Here is a 20,853-nt window from a genome sequence, read left to right as displayed (position 1 = left end):
GATATGACGATAACGAGAGTAAACAGGTGGGTCGCTGCGCTGCTGTTGGGTTCCACAACACTAAGCTGCGCCCTGGCGCAGGAAAATATGGCGGTCACTCCCGGAGAAACCGCGGTGCAATCTTTGCCGCCACAGCCTGCTGCACCGCTGCGTAACAGTCAGCTGAGCTTTGTTAAGCTGGCACCAGCGCCGGGTAGCATGACGCTGAGCGGAACACGTACCAGCGGGCAGATCGAGTTCGGTGTGCGCAGTGATGAGGTGGTGACGCGTGCGCTGCTTAATCTTACCTATCGGCCCTCGCCTGCGCTGCTACCTGTGCTGTCGCAGCTGAAGGTTTATCTCAACGATGAGCTGATCGGCCTGATCACCATTACCCCGGACCAGCCGGGTAAAGAGATTCAGACGCAGCTGGCAATCGATCCTCACTATATTGCTGACTTTAACCGCGTGCGCTTTGAGCTGGTTGGTCACTACGCCAACATCTGTGAAAATCCGGCCAACAGCACCATCTGGCTTGATATCGGCAAAGAGAGCGGCATCGATCTGACGCTGCAAAAACTGCCGCTGAAAAATGACCTCTCCCATTTTCCTGAACCCTTTTTTGATACCCGCGACACGCGACCGCTGACCTTGCCGATGGTGTTTGCTGCCCAGCCGGACATAAAGCAGCAGCGGGCTGCCGCGATTCTCGCCTCCTGGTTCGGCAGCAAAGCTGCCTGGCGCGGACAGCGCTTTCAGGTGCTCTACAATCAGCTGCCGCAACAGCAGCATGCTGTGGTGTTTGCCACCAACGATGCGCGCCCGGATTTTCTGAAAGATTTGCCGCCGGTTGTAAAGCCGACCGTGGAGATAGTGAGTCAGCCTGACAGTCTCTATGAAAAAATGCTGCTCATCCTGGGACGCAACGACGACGATTTGCTGACGGCGGTGCAGGGGATTGCGCAGGGTGAGTTGCTGTTACGCGGGGACACCTCGACCATCGACCGCGTTACGCTGCTGGCACCGCGCCAGCCCTATGATGCGCCAAACTGGGTGCGCACCGATCGCCGCACCACCTTTGCTGAACTGACTCAGTATGAAAACCAGCTGCAGTCTGACGGCCTGCAGCCCAATCCCATCAGCCTGACGCTGAATCTGCCGCCCGATCTCTTCCTGGTTCGCGCGCGCGGCATCGACATGGATCTGAGCTATCGCTATACCGCGCCTTTCCAGTCGGATGGCTCACGGCTGGCGGTGAACCTGAATAATCAGTTCATCCAGGATTATCCGCTACCGCCTAAAAACACGGCCGGTCAGCAGTTGCTGCATATTCCCCTGATTCAGGGAATGCTGGACAAAAACCATGAACTGCTGATTCCGGCGTTACGCCTGGGTGTGGTTAACCAGCTGCGCTTCGATTTTGACTATGCCAACACCTTTATTGGTGGCAATGCTGACGGGCGTTGTGAAACCGTGACGCCGGTCGGTCATCATGTGGTGGTGGACGACAGTTCCAGCATCGATTTTTCTGGCTATCGCCACTACATCGAAATGCCATCACTGCGTGCCTGGGCAAATGCGGGCTTCCCGTTCAGCCGTTATGCCGATCTGGCGCAAACCCTGGTGCTGATGCCGCCAAAACCAGACGTCCAGCAGGTCAGCACACTGTTGAATGCGATGGGCAATAGTGGTGCACAGACTGGCTATCCGGCACTGCGCGTTCAGTTGACCGACGACTGGGCCACGGCGAAAAAGCAGGATGTGGATCTGCTGATGATCGGTGTCATCCCCAAAGATCTTCAGAATGACCTGCGGATCCCGGCGCTGGTCGACGCCACCGCCAGCTGGCTGAAAGAACCCGTGCGACGGGTCACGCCACAGATGAATCCGCAAAGCGGTCGCGATCAGACGGCAGAAAGCACCACTGCCATCAGCTCCCGCGGCCCGCTGGCAACGGTGATTGGCTTCCAGTCGCCGTTTTACGATCAGCGCAGCGTGGTTGCGCTGCTCGCCGATGGCACGCCGCGTGGCTGGCAACTGCTCAACGAGGCAATGAGTGACAGCGATAAGCGTGGCGCAATGTCTGGCTCCACCGCGATTATCCGCGAGTCAGGGGTTAACAGTCTGCGGGTTGGCGAGAGCTACTACGTTGGTCATCTGCCGTGGTGGGAGCGTCTCTGGTCGCTACTCTCGACCCATCCCTTCTGGCTGGCACTCTGCACACTCTTTGTGGTGGTGCTGTTCGCGCTAATGACGTGGCGTCTGATGCGAATTATTACCCGTCGTCGTTTACTGGATGAAGATGAATAACGCTCAGGTACTGCGGGCGGGCATGCTGCTTGGTGCGCTAAGTGCGCTGCCGGGGCTGGCCGCACCGACTGACGGACCGGAAGTCTCGCCAGTCGAGTGGCTGCTGGCACAGGTCCGCACCGGCGAGTCGACTAACAAATACGATCTGGTACAGCAATCGCTCTACCGGCTGGAGAAGATGGACCCGGATAATCCGCAGGTGCTTGCGGCGCGTCTGCGTCTGGCGCTGCATCAGGGCGATATCACCGCAGCGCAGGCGTTGCTGGATCAGCTCAACAGGCTGGCGCCCGGCTCGACGGCGGCGCGTGAGTCTGCCGCAGGCCTGCGCATGATGTCGCCAGAGGGGCGGCAGCAACTGCAGCAGGCGCGATTGCTTGCTACCTCAGGGCGGCTGGCGGAAGCAAAAAGCGCGTACGATGCGCTGTTCAACGGCGTGTTTCCCGATCCCAACATCGCCCTGGAGTACTGGCGGCTGATGGCGCGCCTTCCTGGCCAGGAAGAGGTCGTATGGCAGCAGCTGCAGGCGATGGAACAGCGCTATCCGGGCAACGTTGGCGTCGGATTGCAGATTGCCCGCATGGCATTTGCCCGGCAGCAGTCGGCGCAGGCGATAGTCCAGCTGAAGCGGCTGGCGGAAAGCAGCGGCGGGCGTGATGCCGCGGCTGATCTCTGGCTGAAACAGATTAACGATCAACCGGTCAGCGACAGTAGCGTCGCGCAGTTGAAAGAGTATCTCACCGTCTTCACCGAGGGCGATGCGCATCAGCAGGGCCTGGAGGCGCTCTCGAAGCAGCAGACGACGCTGGCCGATCCCGCTTATCGCGAACGGATGCGCGCGCTGGCGCTGGTCGATGCAGGCAATGTGAATAACGCGATGGCGATCCTGAACCGGGCACTGAAAGCGAATCCCGATAATGCCGAATTAATGGGGGCGATGGGGCAGACCCAGGCCCGCGCGGGCCATCGTGATGCCGCCATTCTCTGGCTGGAACGCGCCATCAAAGCGGGACAGCAGAGCACGCTGATCGGCAAATGGCAGTCGCTGCTGCAGAGCAATCGCTACTGGCTGGCGATTGAGCAGGGCGATAAAGCGCTGGCGCAGCATGATATTGAAGGGGCCGGACAGCACTATCGTGCGGCCCAGAAGTATGACAGCAGCGACAGCTATGCCCTGATTGGCCTGGGTGATGTGGCGATGGCGCGTAAAGATGCGGCGGGCGCAGAACAGTTCTGGCAGCGCGCGCGACGGCTGGATGGCACCAATATCACCGCAGTGCGTCGGCTGGCGGGGCTTTATCAGGCTGTGTCGCCTGCACGCGAGCTGGAATTTATTACTACCTTACCCGCCGGGCAGCAGCGCGCCCTGGCTGACACGCTGCGCCTGCTGCGCAGCGATAGCCTGCGCACGGAAGCAGATGCTCTGGCGCAGCAGGCTCGCTGGCCGCAGGCGGCAGAGAAATATCGCCAGGCACGGGAGCTGGCTCCGGATGACGTCTGGCTCAGTTACCGGCTGGCTGGCGCGCTGCGTAACAGTGGTGACGTGCAGCAGGCGCAGACGATAATGCGCGCGGTCGCGCAGCAACATCCGCAGGATGCGACTGCACTTTACGCGACCGCACTCTGGTTCTCGGGCAACGATAACGACAGCGAGGCACTGGCCACGCTGCATCGTCTGCCCGATGCGCAGTGGAGCAGCGATATGCGTCAGCTGGCTGACCGCCTGAAACAGAATCAGATCTATGCCCAGTCCGAGGCGCTGCGCGCCGCCGGGCGGGAGCCGGCAGCCGTAACGCTGCTTGAGCAGCAGCCAGTTTCCAGCCGACGTGACCTGACGCTGGCCGACTGGGCACTGGCACGCGGTGACGCGCTGCAGGCGCTGGCAGGCTATCAGCAGGTACTGTCTCGCGAGCCGGAAAACGGCGATGCGGCGCTGGGACGAATCGAAGCGCTGGTTGCCCTGCAGCGCAACAGCGAAGCCCTACAGGCGCTTGAGCAACAGCCGTCGATTCAGGCGAGTGTCAATGCGGACAGGCGTGCTGCGCTGGCGTGGCAGGCGGTGGGTGAAACCACGCGGGCTGCCGTGCTGTTTAGCGATCTGAAACAGCGCGCCGCCTCGCTGCCACCTTCTCAGGATAAGGCGCTGGTGTTTCGTGATGCGGCACGACTTGAACGTTCGCAGCAGCAGCCTGAACAGGCACTGGCCGATTATCGTCAGGCGATGACGGCCAGCGGTATTGATAGCAGTGGCAATATCAGCCGCGCCACCCGCAACGATCCGCAGGATGAGTGGCTGAAGCGCAGCCTGCGCAGCGACACGGCCGATCTCTATCGTCAGCAGCAAACCACGCTGACAGTGCAGCAGGACTATTCACGCAACAGCGGTACGGGCGGCATCTCTGACTTTACGGCGCACACCACCATGCTGCAGGCGGAACATCCGTTTGCCGATGGGCGCGGCTTTTTCCGGCTCGACCGGGTGGACGTTTCCGCAGGGACCTTTACCACCCGAAACGGTAGCTTTAATGATTTATTTGGCAGCTGTGACGATGTGAATTCCGGCGGCTGCACTTCTCAGACTCACCAGCGTGACAGTGGCACGGCGCTGGCCGCTGGCTGGCATAATGCGATCTGGTCGGCCGACCTCGGCACCACGCCGCTGGGTTTTGAAGTCACTAACTGGACCGGCGGCCTGAGCTGGAAAACCGATGTGAAGCAGCTCGGTGTGACGCTGACCGCTTCACGCAGGCCAATTGCCAGTTCGCTGCTCTCCTATGCCGGGACGCGCGATCCGGCAGTCAACGGCAGTGAAAGCTGGGGCGGTGTGGTGGCAACGGGCGGCAGCATCGGGCTGAGTTACGATCAGGGCGGTGCGCATGGTGTCTGGGGCGACATCAGTGCGCATCAGATCACCGGCAAGAATGTCGCTGATAACAGCCGCGAGCGCCTGATGGGCGGCTATTACTACAAGCTGATCACCACCGACAATCGCCGTGCGACCATCGGGCTGAACAGCATGCTCTGGCACTATCAGAAGGATCTCAGTGATTACACCTTCGGCCAGGGCGGCTACTACAGTCCACAGCAATATCTCTCCTTTGCTGTGCCGGTCACCTGGCGGCAGCGTACGGAGAACTGGTCATTTGATCTGGGCGGTTCAGTTTCGTGGTCACATTCGAAAACGGATGCGCAGCAGCGTTATCCGGTTAATCCTGGCTTCACCCTTGCCAGCAATCCCTCTTCCGCCAGCAGCGCCGGCGGGGGGATCGGCTACACGCTGCAGGCAGTAGTTGAGCGGCGGCTGACGTCGGCGTGGTTTGTAGGAGCAGGTGTCGATATTCAGCAGGCGAAAGATTACACCCCGAGCCACGGCCTGATCTATGTACGCTATGCTGCCGGGGGCTGGGAAGGGGATCTGGATATGCCGCCACAGCCGCTGGTTCCCTACGCAGATTTTAAATAATCCCGATCGGGAAAAAGCCGGACTTTTCAGACGGTAAAAAAGTCAGTTTATGGGATATACTGGCGGGCATTGTACTGTCTGCTATCTGGGCTTTTTTCATCGTCAGGAGAGAATTTTTGCGCGTAAGCCGGTCACTTACGATAAAGCAGATGGCGACAGTTTCGCTGGTTGCGATTATCACCATCAGTATCTTTATCGTCATCCAACTGTTTCATTTTGTGCAGCAGCGCAGGATTGACTACGCCCAGCAGATGGAGAATATCGCGCACACCGTCCGTCAGCCGCTGTCGGAAGCGGTGCTGCGCGCCGATATTCCTCAGGCCGAACGTATTCTTCACTCCCTGAAACCGGCCGGTATTTTATCGCGCGCCGATGTGGTGCTGCCGAATGCGTTCCAGGCTCTGCATGCAGATTTCGAGGTGGAAAAACCGGTGCCGCGTCTGGTCGCCCGCCTGTTTGAGCTGCCGGTGCAGATTACCCTGCCGCTCTATTCAGTCGAAAATACCGGGATGCCGAAGCCGCTGGCCTATCTGGTGTTGCAGGCTAACTCGACGCGCGTCTACCAGTTTATCCTCAGCACGCTCTCGACCATGATTATCACCTATCTGTTGCTGGCGCTGATTCTTTCCGTGGCGATCAGCTGGTGCATTAACCGGCTGGTGGTGCATCCGCTGCGCAATCTCTCTCGCGAACTGCAGGAGCTGCCGCCCCAGTCGATTCTGACGCACAAGCTGTCGCTACCGCAGAGCCACCGCGATGATGAAATCGGTATGCTGGTCCGTAGCTACAACCGCAATCAGCAGGTGCTGGAGTCAATCCATGATGAGATGAGCCGGCTGACGACCCATTTTCCCGTCACCGATCTGCCCAACCGCACTCTGTTTCTGGCGCTGGTCGATCAGTGCATGCGCATGCCTGAACAGTCACTGGGTCTGATGGTCATCCGCATTGAAACCCTCCAGGAAGCTAACGGCGTACTCAGCGATGAGCAGCGCGATACACTGATGCTGACGCTGGTGGAGAAGATCCGTAATACCCTGGACGACCATACTTTGCTGGCGCAGACCGGGACCAGCGATTTTGTCCTGCTAATGAAGCGTGCAAGCAATCCGTTCCGCGCGCTGCGTCTGGCGCGTAATCTGATGATTCGCCTGAATCAGCCGGTTAACCTCCATCAGCTCCAGCTGCGCCCTAATCTCAGCATCGGTCTGGCGCTGCATGAGGATCAGCCGCTGAGCGCGAATGAGCTGCTTGACCGCGCGACGTCGGCGATGATGTCGGCCCGTCATCAGGGCAAAAATCAGATCCTGTTCTTTGATGCCGCACTGACCGAGCGCGCGCAGAAGCGTCTGACTCAGGAGCATGACATCCTGCAGGGTCTGCATGATGATCAGTTCGCGCTTTACCTGCAACCGCAGGTCGATATGCGGACCGGCGCGTTAACCGGCGCCGAAGCCCTGTTGCGCATGCGCCAGCCAGACGGCAGTTATGGTCTTACCGAAGAATTTATTGCCAGCGCCGAAGAGATTGGCGTGATTAGCGCGATAGGTCGCTGGGTGTTTGAAGAGGCGTGCCGCATTCTGGCTGGCTGGCAGCGGCAGGGCATTATGCTGCCGCTGAGTGTGAATATTTCCGCTGTGCAACTGCGGGACACCGGCGTGGTCTCTCATCTGCAAGCCCTGCTGACGCGCCACCGCATCGCACCCGACACGCTGGTGCTGGAAGTGACAGAGACCGCTCAGCTTGATGATGCAGAACAGGCGATGTCGATGCTGCGCCTGTTGCAGCAGACCGGCGTCGCCGTGGCCCTGGATGATTTTGGCATGGGCTACTCCAACCTGAACTATCTGCATCAGCTGAAAGCGTTGCCGGTAAACAAGCTGAAGATGGATCGCAGCTTCGTGGCGGCGCTACCGCATGACGACACAATGGTCCGTATCGTCGCGGCTATCGCCGAGATTATCCACCTTGAAGTGATTGCCGAAGGCGTGGAAACAGCCGAGCAGCGCGACTGGCTTCTGGCGCGCGGTATCGCTATCGGGCAGGGCTATCTCTACGCTGAAGCCCTGCCTCTGACCCGATTTAATCAGGCGTGGATTGAAAACTCCTCACTGCCGCAATAATTGCCTGATTCATTGATTTTGCGAGAATTTTAGTTACAAAACCCCTTGCTGAAGCGTTTCAGTTCAGAATTACGATCCCAGGGTTTCCTGGGCGTTTGTCACCCTGTATTAATCACGTAAACAGAGTGTTATTTTCGGGTTACTGTCAGGCGCTACCTCTGTTGCCTGACAGTCACAATAACGAATCCGACAACATCACCTCACGGCGTTAGTGGACACCTGTTTATGAAAACCTCACTTTTTAAAAGCCTTTATTTCCAGGTGCTGATGGCGATTGGCATCGGCGTTTTGTTAGGCCATTTTTACCCGGAGTTAGGGACCCAGATGAAGCCGCTGGGAGATGCCTTTGTTAAGTTAATCAAGATGATTATCGCCCCGGTCATTTTCTGTACCGTGGTGACCGGCATCGCTGGCATGGAAAGCATGAAAGCGGTAGGACGGACCGGTGCGGTTGCGCTGCTCTATTTTGAAATTGTCAGCACCATCGCGCTGCTTATCGGCCTGATCGTGGTGAACGTGGTGCAGCCAGGTGCCGGGATGAACGTTGATCCTGCCACGCTGGATGCCAAAGCTGTGGCGATGTACGCGCAGCAGGCAGAGCAACAGGGTGTCGTCGCTTTCCTGCTGGATATTATCCCCAACAGCGTGATTGGCGCCTTTGCCAGCGGCAACATTCTGCAGGTACTGCTGTTTGCCATTCTGTTTGGTTTTGCCCTGCATCGTCTGGGTAACACCGGCACGCTGATTTTCAACGTGATTGAAAATTTCTCAAAAGTGATTTTCGGCATTATCAATATGATCATGCGCCTGGCACCGATAGGGGCATTTGGCGCAATGGCGTTCACCATCGGTAAATATGGCGTGGGTTCACTGGTGCAACTCGGCCAGCTGATTATCTGTTTCTATATCACCTGTATTCTGTTTGTGGTGATTGTGCTGGGGCTGATTGCGCGTCTGTTTGCCGGGTTCAGCATCTTCAAGTTTATCGCCTACATAAAAGAAGAGCTGCTGATTGTGCTGGGGACTTCCTCTTCCGAATCTGCGCTGCCGCGCATGCTGGATAAGATGGAGAAGCTGGGCTGCAAGAAATCGGTGGTCGGGCTGGTGATTCCCACCGGCTATTCCTTTAACCTGGACGGCACCTCGATTTACCTGACCATGGCGGCGGTATTTATTGCTCAGGCGACCAATGCGCACATGGATATCTTCCATCAGATTACGCTGCTGGTGGTGCTGCTGCTCTCTTCCAAAGGTGCGGCGGGGGTAACCGGTAGTGGATTCATCGTGCTGGCGGCGACGCTCTCTGCGGTGGGCCATCTGCCAGTGGCGGGTCTGGCGTTGATTCTCGGTATTGACCGCTTTATGTCCGAAGCCCGTGCGCTGACTAACCTGATTGGTAACGGTGTAGCGACCGTGGTGGTGGCGAAATGGGTCGACCAGCTGGATCATAAACAGCTGACCGATACGCTGGCAGGCCGAAATAAAGAGAATAAAGCGACTGAATCTTCAATTTAATCATTGAATTTAACTTAAATCCCCACAAATGCCCGCTGTCGCTTGCCCTGACAGCGGGCATTTGCATAATAAACCCCACTTGTTTTTTTTGACGTTTTTCACTTCGTTACGCGACATCCTGAGCTTCCTGTGGTCAAACACTTTGTTGTTGGATAACAGCGCGATTCGGCGCCAGCCGATTCGTTAATAACAGCGGCAATATGCGCCAGTGATAACAATATTTGAATTATTTGAGTAGGGGTTCACATGCAGGGCACCAGAATTCGGCTTTTGGTTGGTGGATTAGTGCTGGCAAGCAGCTTTGGTCTCCAGGCAGAAACGCTGCAACCGGATCCGGCCTGGCAGGAAGGCAAGCTGGATAATGGATTTAACTGGCAGTTACTGGCCACACCGCAACGCCCCAGCGACCGCATTGAACTGCGGCTGGTGGTGAATACCGGTTCGCTGGTAGAGAGTGCGCAACAGACGGGCTTCAGTCATCTGCTGTCGCGCCTGGCGATGGTGCATAACACCGCGCTTGATAACAACCAGCAACGCGCGCTATGGCAACAGGCGATGGATCCACAGCGTCCGCTGCCGCCTGTCATTACCTCCTATGACTCCACCCAATATAATCTGAGTCTGCCGAATAACCGTCCCGAACTGCTGAAAGAAGCACTGAACTGGCTGGCGGCCACGGCGGGCAATATGGCTATCACCGAACAGGTGGTCAACACTGCGCTGGCCGCCTCCGATCCGGTGGCGACCTGGCCGAAAGATTCGCAGGATGTCTGGTGGCGCTACCGCCTGAAGGGCTCTGCGCTGCTGGCGCACGATCCCGCCGCGCAGCCGCGCGCACCCGTCGATTTAACCCAGCTCAACGATTTTTATCATCAGTGGTACACCCCTGATGCGATGACGCTCTACGTTGTTGGCAATGTTGATAGCCGGAACCTTTCTGAGCAGATCAACAAAACCTTCTCGGCGCTAACCGGGAAACGTGAAACGCCTGCACCTCTGCCCACCCTGTCGCCGCTGCCGCACGAGCCGGTGAATCTGGTGAGCAGCAACATGACGCAGGATCGTCTCTCACTGGTGTGGGATACGCCGTGGCAACCGATTCGGGACTCCCAGAATCTGCAACGTTACTGGCAGGGCGACCTGGCCCGTGAAGCGCTGTTCTGGCATGTCCAGCGTGCACTCAGCGACAGCAAGGCGCAGGGCATCCAGGTAGGATTTGATTGCCGCGTGCTCTATCAGCGTGCGCAGTGCTCGATCAACATGGACGGGCGCAACGACAATCTGGCGCAGAATATGAATCTGGTGGCGCGCGAGCTGGCGAACGTGCGTGATAAAGGCATTCCGCAGGAGGAGTTTGATGCGCTGATGGCGCAGAAGCTGCTGGAGCTGAATAAGCTCTTTACTACCTATGCCCGCACCGATACCGATGTGCTGATGAGCCAGCGCCTGCGATCTCAGCAGAACGCCGTGGTCGATATTGCGCCTGAGCAGTATCAGAAGCTGCGTCAGACTTTCCTGGCCGGCCTGACCCGTGAACAGTTGAACCAGGAGCTGCGCCAGCAGCTGACGCAGGAACTGATGATGGTTCTGATTCAGCCGGAAGGCGAAGCGGAAACTAACGTGAAGAGCCTGCAGGAGAGCTGGGACAAAGTAATGTCACCGGCAACGGCACCGGCGACCAGCAATGAAGCCAGCCCGCCGGATAGCAACGTCAAAGACGTTCCGCCCGCCGCTTAACGTCAGGTTTTTGCCCTGAGCCACTCGGTCACTAACATCGGCCAGCTGGCGAGGGGCAAATCTGCTACGCCACGGATACCAAATCCGTGCCCGCCTTTCTGATAGAAATGCACCTCTGCCGGCACCTTATGCTCACGCAGCGCGCCAAAAAACGCCATGCTGTGATTCACCGAGACATCATCATCGTCGGCGGCGTGGATCAACAGTGTCGGTGGCACCAGCGGATGAACACGGGTTTCCATTGAATAGGCTTCAATGGTTTTCTGATCCGGCCACGCACCCAGCAGGCGGGTTCTGGCACCCTCATGGGCAATGCCATCACGCATGCTGATCAGCGGATAAACCAGCACCATCGCATCCGGACGCGGCGAGAAGTTTTCTGCGCCATCCTGCACCGGATAGAGTTTCTCTGCGAAACGCGTTCCCAGACTGGCTGCCACGTGGCCGCCCGCCGAAAAGCCCATCATCACAATGTATTTACCGTTCAGGCCACGCTGTGCCCGTTCACGCAGGACGCGAACCGCACGCTGCGCATCGGCCAATGGCGCGTCGGGACCTTCATGATGTCCATCATAGGGCAGGCGATAGGTCATGACCGCCAGGGTGTAACCCATCGATGTAAAGAAGGTGGCCAGGGCGCTGCCTTCACGATCGATCATCACGCGCTGATAGCCACCGCCCGGTGCAACCAGCAGGGTAATCCCGTTTGATTCGACCGGATGCCAGATCGCCATCTCCGGGCAACGTACGCCGGTCGCTGCGCGATCGTAAGGCTCATACTCTTTTGCCATATCGACGATCTGCGGCTCTGCGCGCGAATCGCTGGCGCCTGGCGCATCACCGTGTGGCCAGATATTAATAATTTCTGTGTGCATAAATAGATCCTGATGCGGGGAATATTTTAATTGTTTTGTTCGCGGCCGGAGAGAACAGCGTCCTGCTGTCTTTTGATTAAAAGATGGTCTTTTTTCAGGCAGTCGTCCATCCGAAAAGGGCAAATCTGACCAGATTCGGACTATGCCTGGTGGTGGATCTATTTATATAAATGATTAATTTTAATCAATAAATTATAAGGCGGATTGAAGAGGGATGCCGCTGGAAGTCCGCTATTAACCACGAATTTGCAGCTTAAGGTAAATGGCTGGCATGGCTCGCTTTGTTAGCCAAAATTTACCGGATATCACGCTGTGTGCTGTTCAGACAGCATAATGATTTTACCGCCAGAATCACGTTCACTTCGCTGCAGGGGCTTAAGTGCCAGTCTCATTTGGGAATGTTCAGCGTCGGGCAGTTTCCTGTTGGTTGATGAGGTTTAACATAACATCAGCCGTTCATTCACAACGGTAAGATGAATTCCATGTTTGATAACGATCTCTCTACCCGGCAAACCTTCTCTCGTTTGTGGCCGACGATTTCTCCCTTCAGACTGGGGCTGGTGGTTGCGGGTGTCGCCCTGATCGTCAACGCAGCAATCGATCCATTGATGCTGACGTTGCTGAAGACGCTGCTTGACGATGTGATTGGCAGGAATAACCACGGCATTCTGATCTGGATGCCGCTGGTGATTATCGGGCTGATCCTGGTCCGCGGTGTGAGCGGCTATATCTCCAGTTACTGTATCTCCTGGGTGTCAGGCAAAGTGGTCATGGCCCTGCGTTGTCGACTGTTCAGCCATATGATGGGCATGCCGGTGGCTTTTTTTGATCAGCAATCAACCGGCACGTTGCTCTCCCGTATCAGCTACGACTGCGAACAGGTCGCCTCCTCTTCGTCCGGTTCGCTGGTGACGGTGGTCCGTGAGGGAGCCTCTATTCTTGGCCTGTTTGTGATGATGTTCTACTACAGCTGGCAGCTTTCCCTGATCCTGCTGGTGCTGGCACCCATTGTGTCGCTGGCGATTCGCATCGTCTCCAGGCGCTTTCGCGGTATCAGCAAGAACATGCAGAACACAATGGGGCAGGTAACGTCTCATGCAGAGCAGATGCTGAAAGGTCATAAAGAGGTACTGATGTTCGGCGGCCAGCAGGTCGAGACGACCCGCTTCGAACAGGTCAGCAACAACATGCGTCGTCAGGGGATGAAAATGGTCTCAGCGACCTCGCTCTCCGATCCCATTATTCAGCTGCTCGCCTCCTCTGCGCTCGCCTTTGTGCTCTATGCGGCGAGTTTTCCCTCTGTGATGGCCACACTGACGGCGGGTTCTATCAGTGCGGTGTTTTCCGCCATGCTGATGCTGATGCGTCCGTTAAAGTCACTGACTAACGTTAACGCCCAGTTCCAGCGCGGTATGGCTGCCTGTCAGACACTGTTTGCCATCCTGGATACTGAACAGGAAAAAGATGAAGGAACATACGTGGTTGAACGCGCGACCGGCAATATAGAATTTCGCGATGTCACCTTTACCTATCCGGGATCGGAAACGCCCGCGCTGGAGCATATTAACCTGACCATTCCCGCCGGTAAAACTGTGGCGCTGGTGGGCCGTTCCGGTTCGGGTAAATCGACTCTCGCCAGCCTGCTGACACGCTTTTACGACATCGACAGCGGAGAGATTTTGCTGGATGGTCATGCGCTGCGTGACTACACCCTGGCCTCGCTGCGTGAGCAGGTGGCACTGGTCTCTCAGCACGTTCACCTCTTCAACGACACGGTCGCCAACAACATCGCTTATGCCCGTACCGACGTCTTCAGCCGTGAAGCAATCGAAAAGGCGGCACAGATGGCCCATGCTATGGAATTCATTAATAAAATGGATAACGGACTGGATACAGTGATTGGGGAGAACGGGGTGCTGTTGTCGGGTGGGCAGCGCCAGCGCATCGCGATTGCCCGCGCCCTGCTGCGCGACAGTCCAATTCTGATCCTCGACGAGGCGACCTCGGCGCTGGATACCGAATCTGAACGCGCCATTCAGTCTGCGCTGGAGACGCTGCAGCAGAACCGGACCACGCTGATCATCGCTCACCGGCTTTCGACCATTGAAAAGGCCGATGAAATTCTGCTGGTAGAGGAGGGGAGGATTGTGGAGCGCGGCTCGCATCAGCAGCTCCTGCAGAAGAACGGCGCGTATACACGGCTCTATAAGATGCAGTTCAGTCAGCCGCTGTGTGCGTAAGAGGTGTGAATGCCAGAAGCTAAAAAATGCGCCTCCGGGCGCATTTTTCGTCATCTGCATTCGCAGTCCATCTTCACGACGCTAACGGCTACAGCATCATTCAGGCATCGCCTCTGCCGGAATTATCGCGCCGCGATGCTGAATCACGATACTGGCTGTCAGATGCCCACGCTGCGCGGCTTCCTCCGCAGAAGCCCCGGTCAGACGGCGCGCCAGATACCCGGCACTGAATGAATCACCGGCAGCAGTCGTATCGATCACTTTCTCTTTCGCCAGACGCACCGCAGGCACATCAATCAGCGGCGCATCGCCGGTGACCACCAGACAGGAGTCGGCACCGCGCTTAATCACGATTTCGCTGGCGCCCGCCTGACGGGTTCGTGCGATAACCTCTTCCAGCGGCGCTTCGCCCCACAGCAGATGCTCATCATCCAGTGTCAGGAAGGCGATATCGGTACAGTTCAGCATGGCGCGATATGCAGCCTGCGCACTGGCGCGATCGGCCCATAAACGCGGGCGGTAGTTATTATCAAAAATCACCTTGCCGCCATTTGCCCGGCAACGGGCCAGTAGCGTCATTAGCTTCTCACGGCTGGACGGCGGCAGAATAGCCAGACTGATGCCGCTGAGATAGAGATAATCGTAGTGCGACAATTGCCCGGCTATCTCCTCAGATTGCGGGCTATCAAGCCAGTAACGCGCCGCAGCATCGCTGCGCCAGTACCAGAAAGTACGCTCGCCATCGGCATCCGTTTCAATCACATACAGGCCCGGCATCTTATTATCGAGGCGCTGGATCAGGTCCGTATTCACCTTCTCCTGCTGCCAGGCGGCGATCATCTGATCGCTGAACGAATCTGTTCCCAGCGCAGTGACATAATCGACCCGCAACTGCTGCTCATCGACCTGGCGGGCGAGATAAACTGCCGTGTTAAGCGTATCGCCGCCAAAGCCCCGTTTGATGTTCTCACCCTTTTCGGACAGCTCAATCATGCATTCGCCAATAATGGCGATTTTCTTGTGCGTCATGGTTTCAGACCTGTAGTGAAATATCGTCCTAGTCTCGCGTCTGGTATGGCAGACGTCAATGATTTTAAAACGCCGTTTTAATTTAACTTAAGGCATGAAACAGCCTCGATCTGGCAGATAAACGCGGCTAACGTCGGCTTGTTTAGCCGATTATGTTAGCGAGACGGCTGATAAACTCGCCGTTTTATATTGCCATGCCGTTCATCTTAATATCACAGGCACTTTTGATAATCGCTCAGTCATCCATTTTGGGGACTTGTTACCACTCAGGGAAATAGCATGGTGATGGAGAGTATTAGCCAATGGCTGCCGTCTTCAAACGACCTTAAACTCCACCCGGAAACCCCGCTCTTCTGGCAACAATGTCATCGACGCTATCGGTTTCAGCCCATCTACCGGGTTACCGGTCAATTACTTGCCATTGAACTCCTGACCGCCGTGTCGCATCCTTCTGAACCGGAACGGAATCTTTCGCCTGAAGCCTGGTTTGCCGGACTCGATATCGCCCGGCGCCTGGATGTCGTGCATGAGCAGCTTGAACTGCTGGCAGAATGGAGCGCATTTTTTAAGCGCAGTGATGTGGTCGCTTCGGTCAACATAGACGGTCCTTCACTGCTCGCCATTCAGCAACGACCCGCCATTCGCCGCCTGATTGCCCAGCTGCCCTGGATACGGTTTGAGCTCACCGAGCATCAGGCGCTGCCGCAGGAGGAGAAAGTGGCGAAAATACCGGAACTGGGGCCGCTGTGGCTGGATGATTTTGGTTCAGGTATGGCAAATTTCTCAGCGCTGACTGAACTGAAATATGATTACATCAAGCTGTCGCGCGACCTGTTTATTATGCTGGGCACGACGGATGAAGGGCGGAGTCTCTTTTCGATGCTGCTTGCACTGATTAATCGTTACTGTAACGGTGTCATTGTTGAAGGGGTGGAAACGGAAGCGCAGTGGCAGCAGGTCAAAGCGTCGCCTGCGATTGCTGCACAGGGCTATTACTTTTCGCGTCCCGTCCCCTTTTCTGAATTGAATCACCTCACTCTCCAGCTTCCCTGATGCCGTTGCTCGTGGTCTCGACTATCTTTAACGCAGACCGTGAATGTGCAAGGAGAAAGCGTAATGTCGCGTACCGGGAAAATCGTCAGCTGGGTAGCAGGTATTCTGGTGCTGTTGATTGTGGTGATTATCGTTGTGATCGCTACCTTTGACTGGAACCGCCTGAAGCCCACCATTAATCAGAAAGTCTCAACAGAATTAAACCGTCCCTTTGCGATACGCGGGGATCTGGGCATCGACTGGGCACGAAATCGCGACGAGGCCGGCTGGCGGCGCTGGGTGCCGTGGCCGCAGATCCATGCGGAAGATATTATGCTGGGCAACCCGCCTGACATTTCTGACGTCACCATGGTGCATCTGCAGCGTGTAGACGCCACGCTGTCACCCCTGTCGTTACTGCATAAAGAGCTGTTCATCCCGTGGATTAAGCTGCAGCGACCCGATGCGCGACTGATCCAGACCGCCGATAAAAAGAACAACTGGACCTTTACCCTTGCTGACAGCGACAAGGATGAGAAGAATGCTGCGCCATCGGCCTGGTCCTTCCGTCTGGATAATATTCTGTTTGATCAGGGCCAGATTCGTTATCGCGACGCCATTAACCGCGCCGATGTCACGGTACAGGTCAATCCACTGGGCAAACCGGTGCCGTATACGCAGATCGCCGGAGGCGATGACCAGCAGAAAGGCGCAGGCGACTTTGTCTTTGGCTGGCAGGCCAGCGGCACCTACAACAACGAGAAACTCACTGGCGACGGCAAGATTGGGGGCATGCTGTCATTGCGAAGCCAGAACACCCCCTTCCCGATTCAGGCCGATGTGCGCAACGGCACCACGCGGGTTCAGGTGACTGGCGGTTTGCAGGATCCAATGAACCTCGGCGGGCTTAACGTGCGACTACGCTTCTCGGGCGATACGCTGGCTAATCTTTATGGCCTGACCGGTGTTCTGTTGCCTGACACACCGCCTTATGAAACTGACGGCCATCTGATAGCGAAATTCAATGGTAAAAAGGGCGCGGTCTACCGCTATGAGAAATTCAATGGTCACATTGGTGACAGCGATATTCATGGCTCGCTGATCTACAGCCAGGTCAAACCTCGCCCGACGCTCAGCGGCGAAATGACCTCTGAGCAACTGCGTATGGCCGATCTGGGTCCACTCATTGGCGTGGACTCCGGTAAAGGCAGTGAAAAAACCGCGCAGGCTAAAGCGCGTCGCGGTGAGAAATCGAACCAGCCTGCTGACCGCGTGCTGCCGCATGATAAATTCGAAACCAAAAACTGGGATGTGATGGATGCCGACGTGAAGTTCAGCGGCAAACGGATCGAACACAGCAATTCACTGCCGTTAAGCGATCTCTATACCCACTTACAGATGAAAAACGGCGATCTGCTGCTGGACCCGCTGCGCTTTGGTGTGGCGGGCGGCAATCTCAACAGCACTATCCGACTGGAGGGTGACCACTCGCCAATGCGCGGTCGGGTTGACCTTCATGTTCGTAAGCTGCAACTGCGTCAGCTCTTCCCGACGGTGGAGGCGATGAAGAACAGCCGTGGTCAGCTCAATGGCGATGCCAGCTTTACCGGCACCGGTAACTCAGTGGCCGACCTGCTGGGAACCAGTAACGGGCAACTTAAGCTGCTGATGAATGACGGTCTGATCAGCCGCAGCCTGATGGAAATTGCCGGTCTCAATGTCGGTAACTATGTGGTGGGTAAACTGTTTGGCGATGACCAGGTGCGCATCAACTGCGCCGCCACCGATCTCAAACTGCAGAATGGTGTGGCAACGCCCAACCTGTTTGTGTTTGACACCGAGAACGCGATTATCAATGTCTCCGGCAACGCAAACTTCGCCAGCGAGCGGCTTGATTTGTCGGTGAATCCGGAGAGTAAAGGCATTCGCATCGTGACGCTGCGCTCGCCGCTCTATGTGCGCGGCACCTTTAAAAATCCTGATGCGGGCGTGAAAACGGGGCCACTGCTGGCGCGTGGTGCCGCTGCCGTGGCGCTGGGCGCGGTCGTAGGTCCTGCAGCGGCGCTGCTGGCACTGATCTCTCCAAGTGATAACGAAGATAACCAGTGCAGCACCGTCCTGCAGCAGATGAAGCAGAAGAAGTAACTAGTTGCGGTAGAGCACTTTGATAATGTGATAACCAAAGCCGGTCTTTACCGGCCCGTAAGGCGTCAGCAGCGGGCAGGTAAAGACCGCTTTATCAAAGGCCGGTACCATCTGTCCCTGCCGGAACTCGCCCAGATCGCCACCCTTCCGGCCGGAAGGACAGGTTGAGTGCTTCTTTGCCAGCTCCTGAAAATTGCCGCCTTTCGCCAGTTTCGCCAGAATCTCTTTTGCCAGCGCTTCCTCTTTAACGAGGATGTGTAAAGCCGCCGCGGTTTTCGCCATGTTGATATCTCGGTTGTGTATAATTGCCGCCCAGTATAAACCCCTTTCTTTTGATCTAATCAGGCGATTTCTCCTATGCGTTTAAACCCCAGCCAACAACGTGCCGTCGAATTTGTTACCGGTCCCTGTCTGGTGCTGGCGGGCGCGGGATCGGGCAAAACCCGCGTGATTACCAATAAAATCGCCCACCTGATTCGTGAATGCGGCTATCAGGCGCGCCATATCGCTGCGGTGACCTTTACCAATAAGGCCTCGCGCGAAATGAAAGAGCGTGTGGCGCAAACCCTGGGCCGCAAAGAGGCGCGCGGCCTGCTGATTTCGACCTTCCATACGCTGGGACTGGAGATCATCAAACGCGAAACCGCGGCGCTGGGCATGAAGTCCAACTTCTCCCTGTTCGACGATCAGGATCAGCTTGCGCTGCTGAAAGAGCTGACCAAAGAGTGGCTGGAAGAGGATAAGACGCTGTTACAGCAACTCATTTCCACCATCTCGAACTGGAAGAATGATCTGATCGATCCGCAGGGTGCCGCCGCGCTGGCGCGTTCGCAACAGGATAATATTTTTGCTCACTGCTATGCCCTTTACAGCCAGCATCTTAAGTCGTGCAACGTGCTCGATTTCGATGACCTGATTCTGCTGCCGACGCTGCTGCTGCAGCGTAATCAGGAGGTGCGTGAACGCTGGCAGCAGCGTATCCGCTATCTGCTGGTGGATGAGTATCAGGACACCAACACCAGTCAGTATGAGCTGGTTAAACTGCTGGTTGGCGCACGGGCGCGCTTCACGGTGGTCGGCGATGACGATCAGTCCATCTACTCCTGGCGTGGTGCGCGGCCGCAGAATCTGGTGCTGCTGAATCAGGACTTCCCTGCGCTGGAGGTCGTGAAGCTGGAGCAGAACTACCGCTCTTCGCAGCGCATCCTGAAGGCGGCGAATATCCTGATTGCTAACAACCCGCACGTCTTTGAAAAAAAATTGTTTTCGGAACTGGGGCAGGGCAGTGAGCTGAAAGTGCTGACCGCTAACAGCGAAGAGCATGAAGCGGAACGGGTGACCGGCGAACTGATCGCACATCACTTTATCAACCGGACGCAGTATAAAGATTACGCGATCCTCTATCGCGGCAATCATCAGTCACGGACCTTTGAAAAGTTTCTGATGCAGAACCGCATCCCTTATCGCATCTCTGGTGGCACTTCGTTCTTCTCGCGACCCGAGATCAAAGATCTGCTCGCCTATTTGCGCGTGCTGACCAATCCTGAAGATGACAGCGCGTTCCTGCGTATCGTCAATACGCCGCGCCGTGAGATTGGCCCGGCTACGCTGCAGAAGCTCGGTGAGTGGGCCAATCTGCGCAGCAAGAGCCTGTTTAATGCCAGTTTTGATGTCGGCCTGGGGCAGACGCTAAGTGGCCGTGGTCTGGAGCATCTGCAGCGCTTCACCCACTGGCTGAATGAGATTATCCAGCTCACTGAACGTGAACCCGTGAATGCGGTGCGCGATTTGATCCGCGGCATCGACTACGAAAGCTGGCTGTTCGAAACCTCCGGCAGTCCGAAAGCCGCCGAAATGCGGATGAAGAACGTCAACACGCTGTTTCAGTGGATGACAGAAATGCTGGAAGGCACTGATATTGATGAGCCGATGACGCTGGCGCAGGTGGTAACGCGCTTTACTCTGCGCGACATGATGGAACGCGGTGAAAGTGATGAAGAGCTGGATCAGGTACAGCTGATGACGTTGCACGCCTCTAAAGGACTGGAGTTCCCCTATGTGTTCCTGGTGGGCATGGAAGAGGGGCTGTTGCCGCATCAGAGCAGCATTGATGAGAACAATATCGAAGAGGAGCGACGGCTGGCTTACGTCGGGATCACCAGGGCGCAGAAAGAGCTGACCTTTACCCTGTGTCGTGAACGCCGGCAATATGGCGAGTTAATCCGGCCTGAACCCAGCCGTTTTCTGCTGGAGCTGCCGCAGGACGATTTGCAATGGGAGACCGAGCGCAAAGTGGTCAGCGCGGAAGAGCGGATGAAAACCGGACAGAGCCGTGTCGCCGGTCTGAGAGCGATGCTGGATAAGGCGAAAAAGAGTTAAATCGGTGCAGGAGGCGAAGACATTTCGCC

The 20,853-nt window shown here is 56.6% G+C and carries 12 protein-coding genes; 9 read left to right on the top strand and 3 right to left on the bottom strand.

Features of this window, described 5'->3' with window-relative positions; all coding sequences use genetic code 11:
- The first annotated feature begins 3 nt into the window (after positions 1–3).
- The 5 genes from bcsB to EE896_RS18460 all read left to right on the top strand — a co-directional run bounded on the left by bcsB (position 4) and on the right by EE896_RS18460 (position 11,124).
- The gene (gene bcsB / locus EE896_RS18480) at positions 4–2,289 is read left to right on the top strand and encodes a cellulose biosynthesis cyclic di-GMP-binding regulatory protein BcsB (protein ID WP_039658626.1); all 2,286 of its coding nucleotides are present in this window, start codon (positions 4–6) and stop codon (positions 2,287–2,289) included.
- Positions 2,282–5,749, top strand: coding sequence for a cellulose synthase complex outer membrane protein BcsC (gene bcsC / locus EE896_RS18475; RefSeq protein ID WP_140916067.1), 3,468 nt, complete (start codon positions 2,282–2,284; stop codon positions 5,747–5,749). Before bcsB ends, bcsC begins: the two co-directional genes overlap by 8 nt.
- A 116-nt stretch (positions 5,750–5,865) precedes the next feature.
- A complete protein-coding gene (hmsP, locus tag EE896_RS18470; protein WP_003851984.1) occupies positions 5,866–7,872 on the top strand; it encodes a biofilm formation regulator HmsP in 2,007 nt (668 codons plus the stop codon).
- Between the two features lie 225 nt (positions 7,873–8,097).
- Positions 8,098–9,387, top strand: coding sequence for a dicarboxylate/amino acid:cation symporter (locus tag EE896_RS18465; RefSeq protein WP_003851983.1), 1,290 nt, complete (start codon positions 8,098–8,100; stop codon positions 9,385–9,387).
- A 246-nt stretch (positions 9,388–9,633) separates the two neighbouring features.
- Positions 9,634–11,124: a M16 family metallopeptidase gene (locus tag EE896_RS18460; protein WP_008926420.1), complete on the top strand. Its 1,491-nt coding sequence runs from the start codon at positions 9,634–9,636 to the stop codon at positions 11,122–11,124.
- A gap of 2 nt (positions 11,125–11,126) precedes the next feature.
- On the opposite strand, the gene EE896_RS18455 is transcribed toward EE896_RS18460, so the two are convergent.
- Positions 11,127–11,999, bottom strand: a complete 873-nt coding sequence (locus EE896_RS18455; protein ID WP_003851978.1) for an alpha/beta hydrolase — start codon at positions 11,997–11,999, stop codon at positions 11,127–11,129.
- Between the two features lie 482 nt (positions 12,000–12,481).
- On the opposite strand from EE896_RS18455, the gene msbA reads away from it, so the two are divergent.
- Positions 12,482–14,239 (top strand): lipid A ABC transporter ATP-binding protein/permease MsbA, encoded by a 1,758-nt coding sequence (msbA, locus tag EE896_RS18450; protein WP_008926421.1) that lies wholly within the window; start codon positions 12,482–12,484, stop codon positions 14,237–14,239.
- Between the two features lie 96 nt (positions 14,240–14,335).
- On the opposite strand, the gene kdgK is transcribed toward msbA, so the two are convergent.
- A complete protein-coding gene (kdgK, locus tag EE896_RS18445; RefSeq protein ID WP_003851975.1) occupies positions 14,336–15,268 on the bottom strand; it encodes a 2-dehydro-3-deoxygluconokinase in 933 nt (310 codons plus the stop codon).
- A gap of 279 nt (positions 15,269–15,547) precedes the next feature.
- Between kdgK and pdeH the strand changes: the two genes are divergently transcribed.
- Positions 15,548–16,321 carry a cyclic-guanylate-specific phosphodiesterase gene (gene pdeH, locus EE896_RS18440; RefSeq protein ID WP_008926422.1) on the top strand — a complete coding sequence of 258 codons (774 nt, stop codon included), beginning with the start codon at positions 15,548–15,550 and terminating at the stop codon, positions 16,319–16,321.
- 63 nt (positions 16,322–16,384) lie between these two features.
- The gene (locus EE896_RS18435; RefSeq protein WP_003851971.1) at positions 16,385–18,445 is read left to right on the top strand and encodes an AsmA family protein; all 2,061 of its coding nucleotides are present in this window, start codon (positions 16,385–16,387) and stop codon (positions 18,443–18,445) included.
- Here the strand turns inward: EE896_RS18435 and ppiC are convergent, their stop codons facing one another.
- Positions 18,446–18,727, bottom strand: coding sequence for a peptidylprolyl isomerase PpiC (gene ppiC, locus EE896_RS18430; protein ID WP_008926423.1), 282 nt, complete (start codon positions 18,725–18,727; stop codon positions 18,446–18,448). It lies immediately after the preceding gene.
- Between the two features lie 75 nt (positions 18,728–18,802).
- Here ppiC and rep point away from each other — a divergent pair, with 75 nt between their 5' ends.
- The gene (gene rep / locus EE896_RS18425; protein ID WP_003851968.1) at positions 18,803–20,824 is read left to right on the top strand and encodes a DNA helicase Rep; all 2,022 of its coding nucleotides are present in this window, start codon (positions 18,803–18,805) and stop codon (positions 20,822–20,824) included.
- Positions 20,825–20,853: the final 29 nt, after the last annotated feature.

The sequence above is a fragment of the Pantoea eucalypti genome (genome assembly GCF_009646115.1).
GTDB lineage: Bacteria > Pseudomonadota > Gammaproteobacteria > Enterobacterales > Enterobacteriaceae > Pantoea > Pantoea eucalypti.
The sequence above is the reverse complement of the archived record's forward strand: the minus strand, read 5'-3'. Positions and strand labels throughout refer to the sequence as shown.

Coding starts and splice junctions, on each gene's coding strand:
- bcsB (WP_039658626.1), top strand. CDS start 4: ATGACGATAACGAGAGTAAACAGGTGGGTCGCTGCGCTGCTGTTGGGT.
- bcsC (WP_140916067.1), top strand. CDS start 2,282: ATGAATAACGCTCAGGTACTGCGGGCGGGCATGCTGCTTGGTGCGCTA.
- EE896_RS18465 (WP_003851983.1), top strand. CDS start 8,098: ATGAAAACCTCACTTTTTAAAAGCCTTTATTTCCAGGTGCTGATGGCG.
- EE896_RS18460 (WP_008926420.1), top strand. CDS start 9,634: ATGCAGGGCACCAGAATTCGGCTTTTGGTTGGTGGATTAGTGCTGGCA.
- EE896_RS18455 (WP_003851978.1), bottom strand. CDS start 11,999: ATGCACACAGAAATTATTAATATCTGGCCACACGGTGATGCGCCAGGC.
- msbA (WP_008926421.1), top strand. CDS start 12,482: ATGTTTGATAACGATCTCTCTACCCGGCAAACCTTCTCTCGTTTGTGG.
- kdgK (WP_003851975.1), bottom strand. CDS start 15,268: ATGACGCACAAGAAAATCGCCATTATTGGCGAATGCATGATTGAGCTG.
- pdeH (WP_008926422.1), top strand. CDS start 15,548: ATGGTGATGGAGAGTATTAGCCAATGGCTGCCGTCTTCAAACGACCTT.
- EE896_RS18435 (WP_003851971.1), top strand. CDS start 16,385: ATGTCGCGTACCGGGAAAATCGTCAGCTGGGTAGCAGGTATTCTGGTG.
- ppiC (WP_008926423.1), bottom strand. CDS start 18,727: ATGGCGAAAACCGCGGCGGCTTTACACATCCTCGTTAAAGAGGAAGCG.
- rep (WP_003851968.1), top strand. CDS start 18,803: ATGCGTTTAAACCCCAGCCAACAACGTGCCGTCGAATTTGTTACCGGT.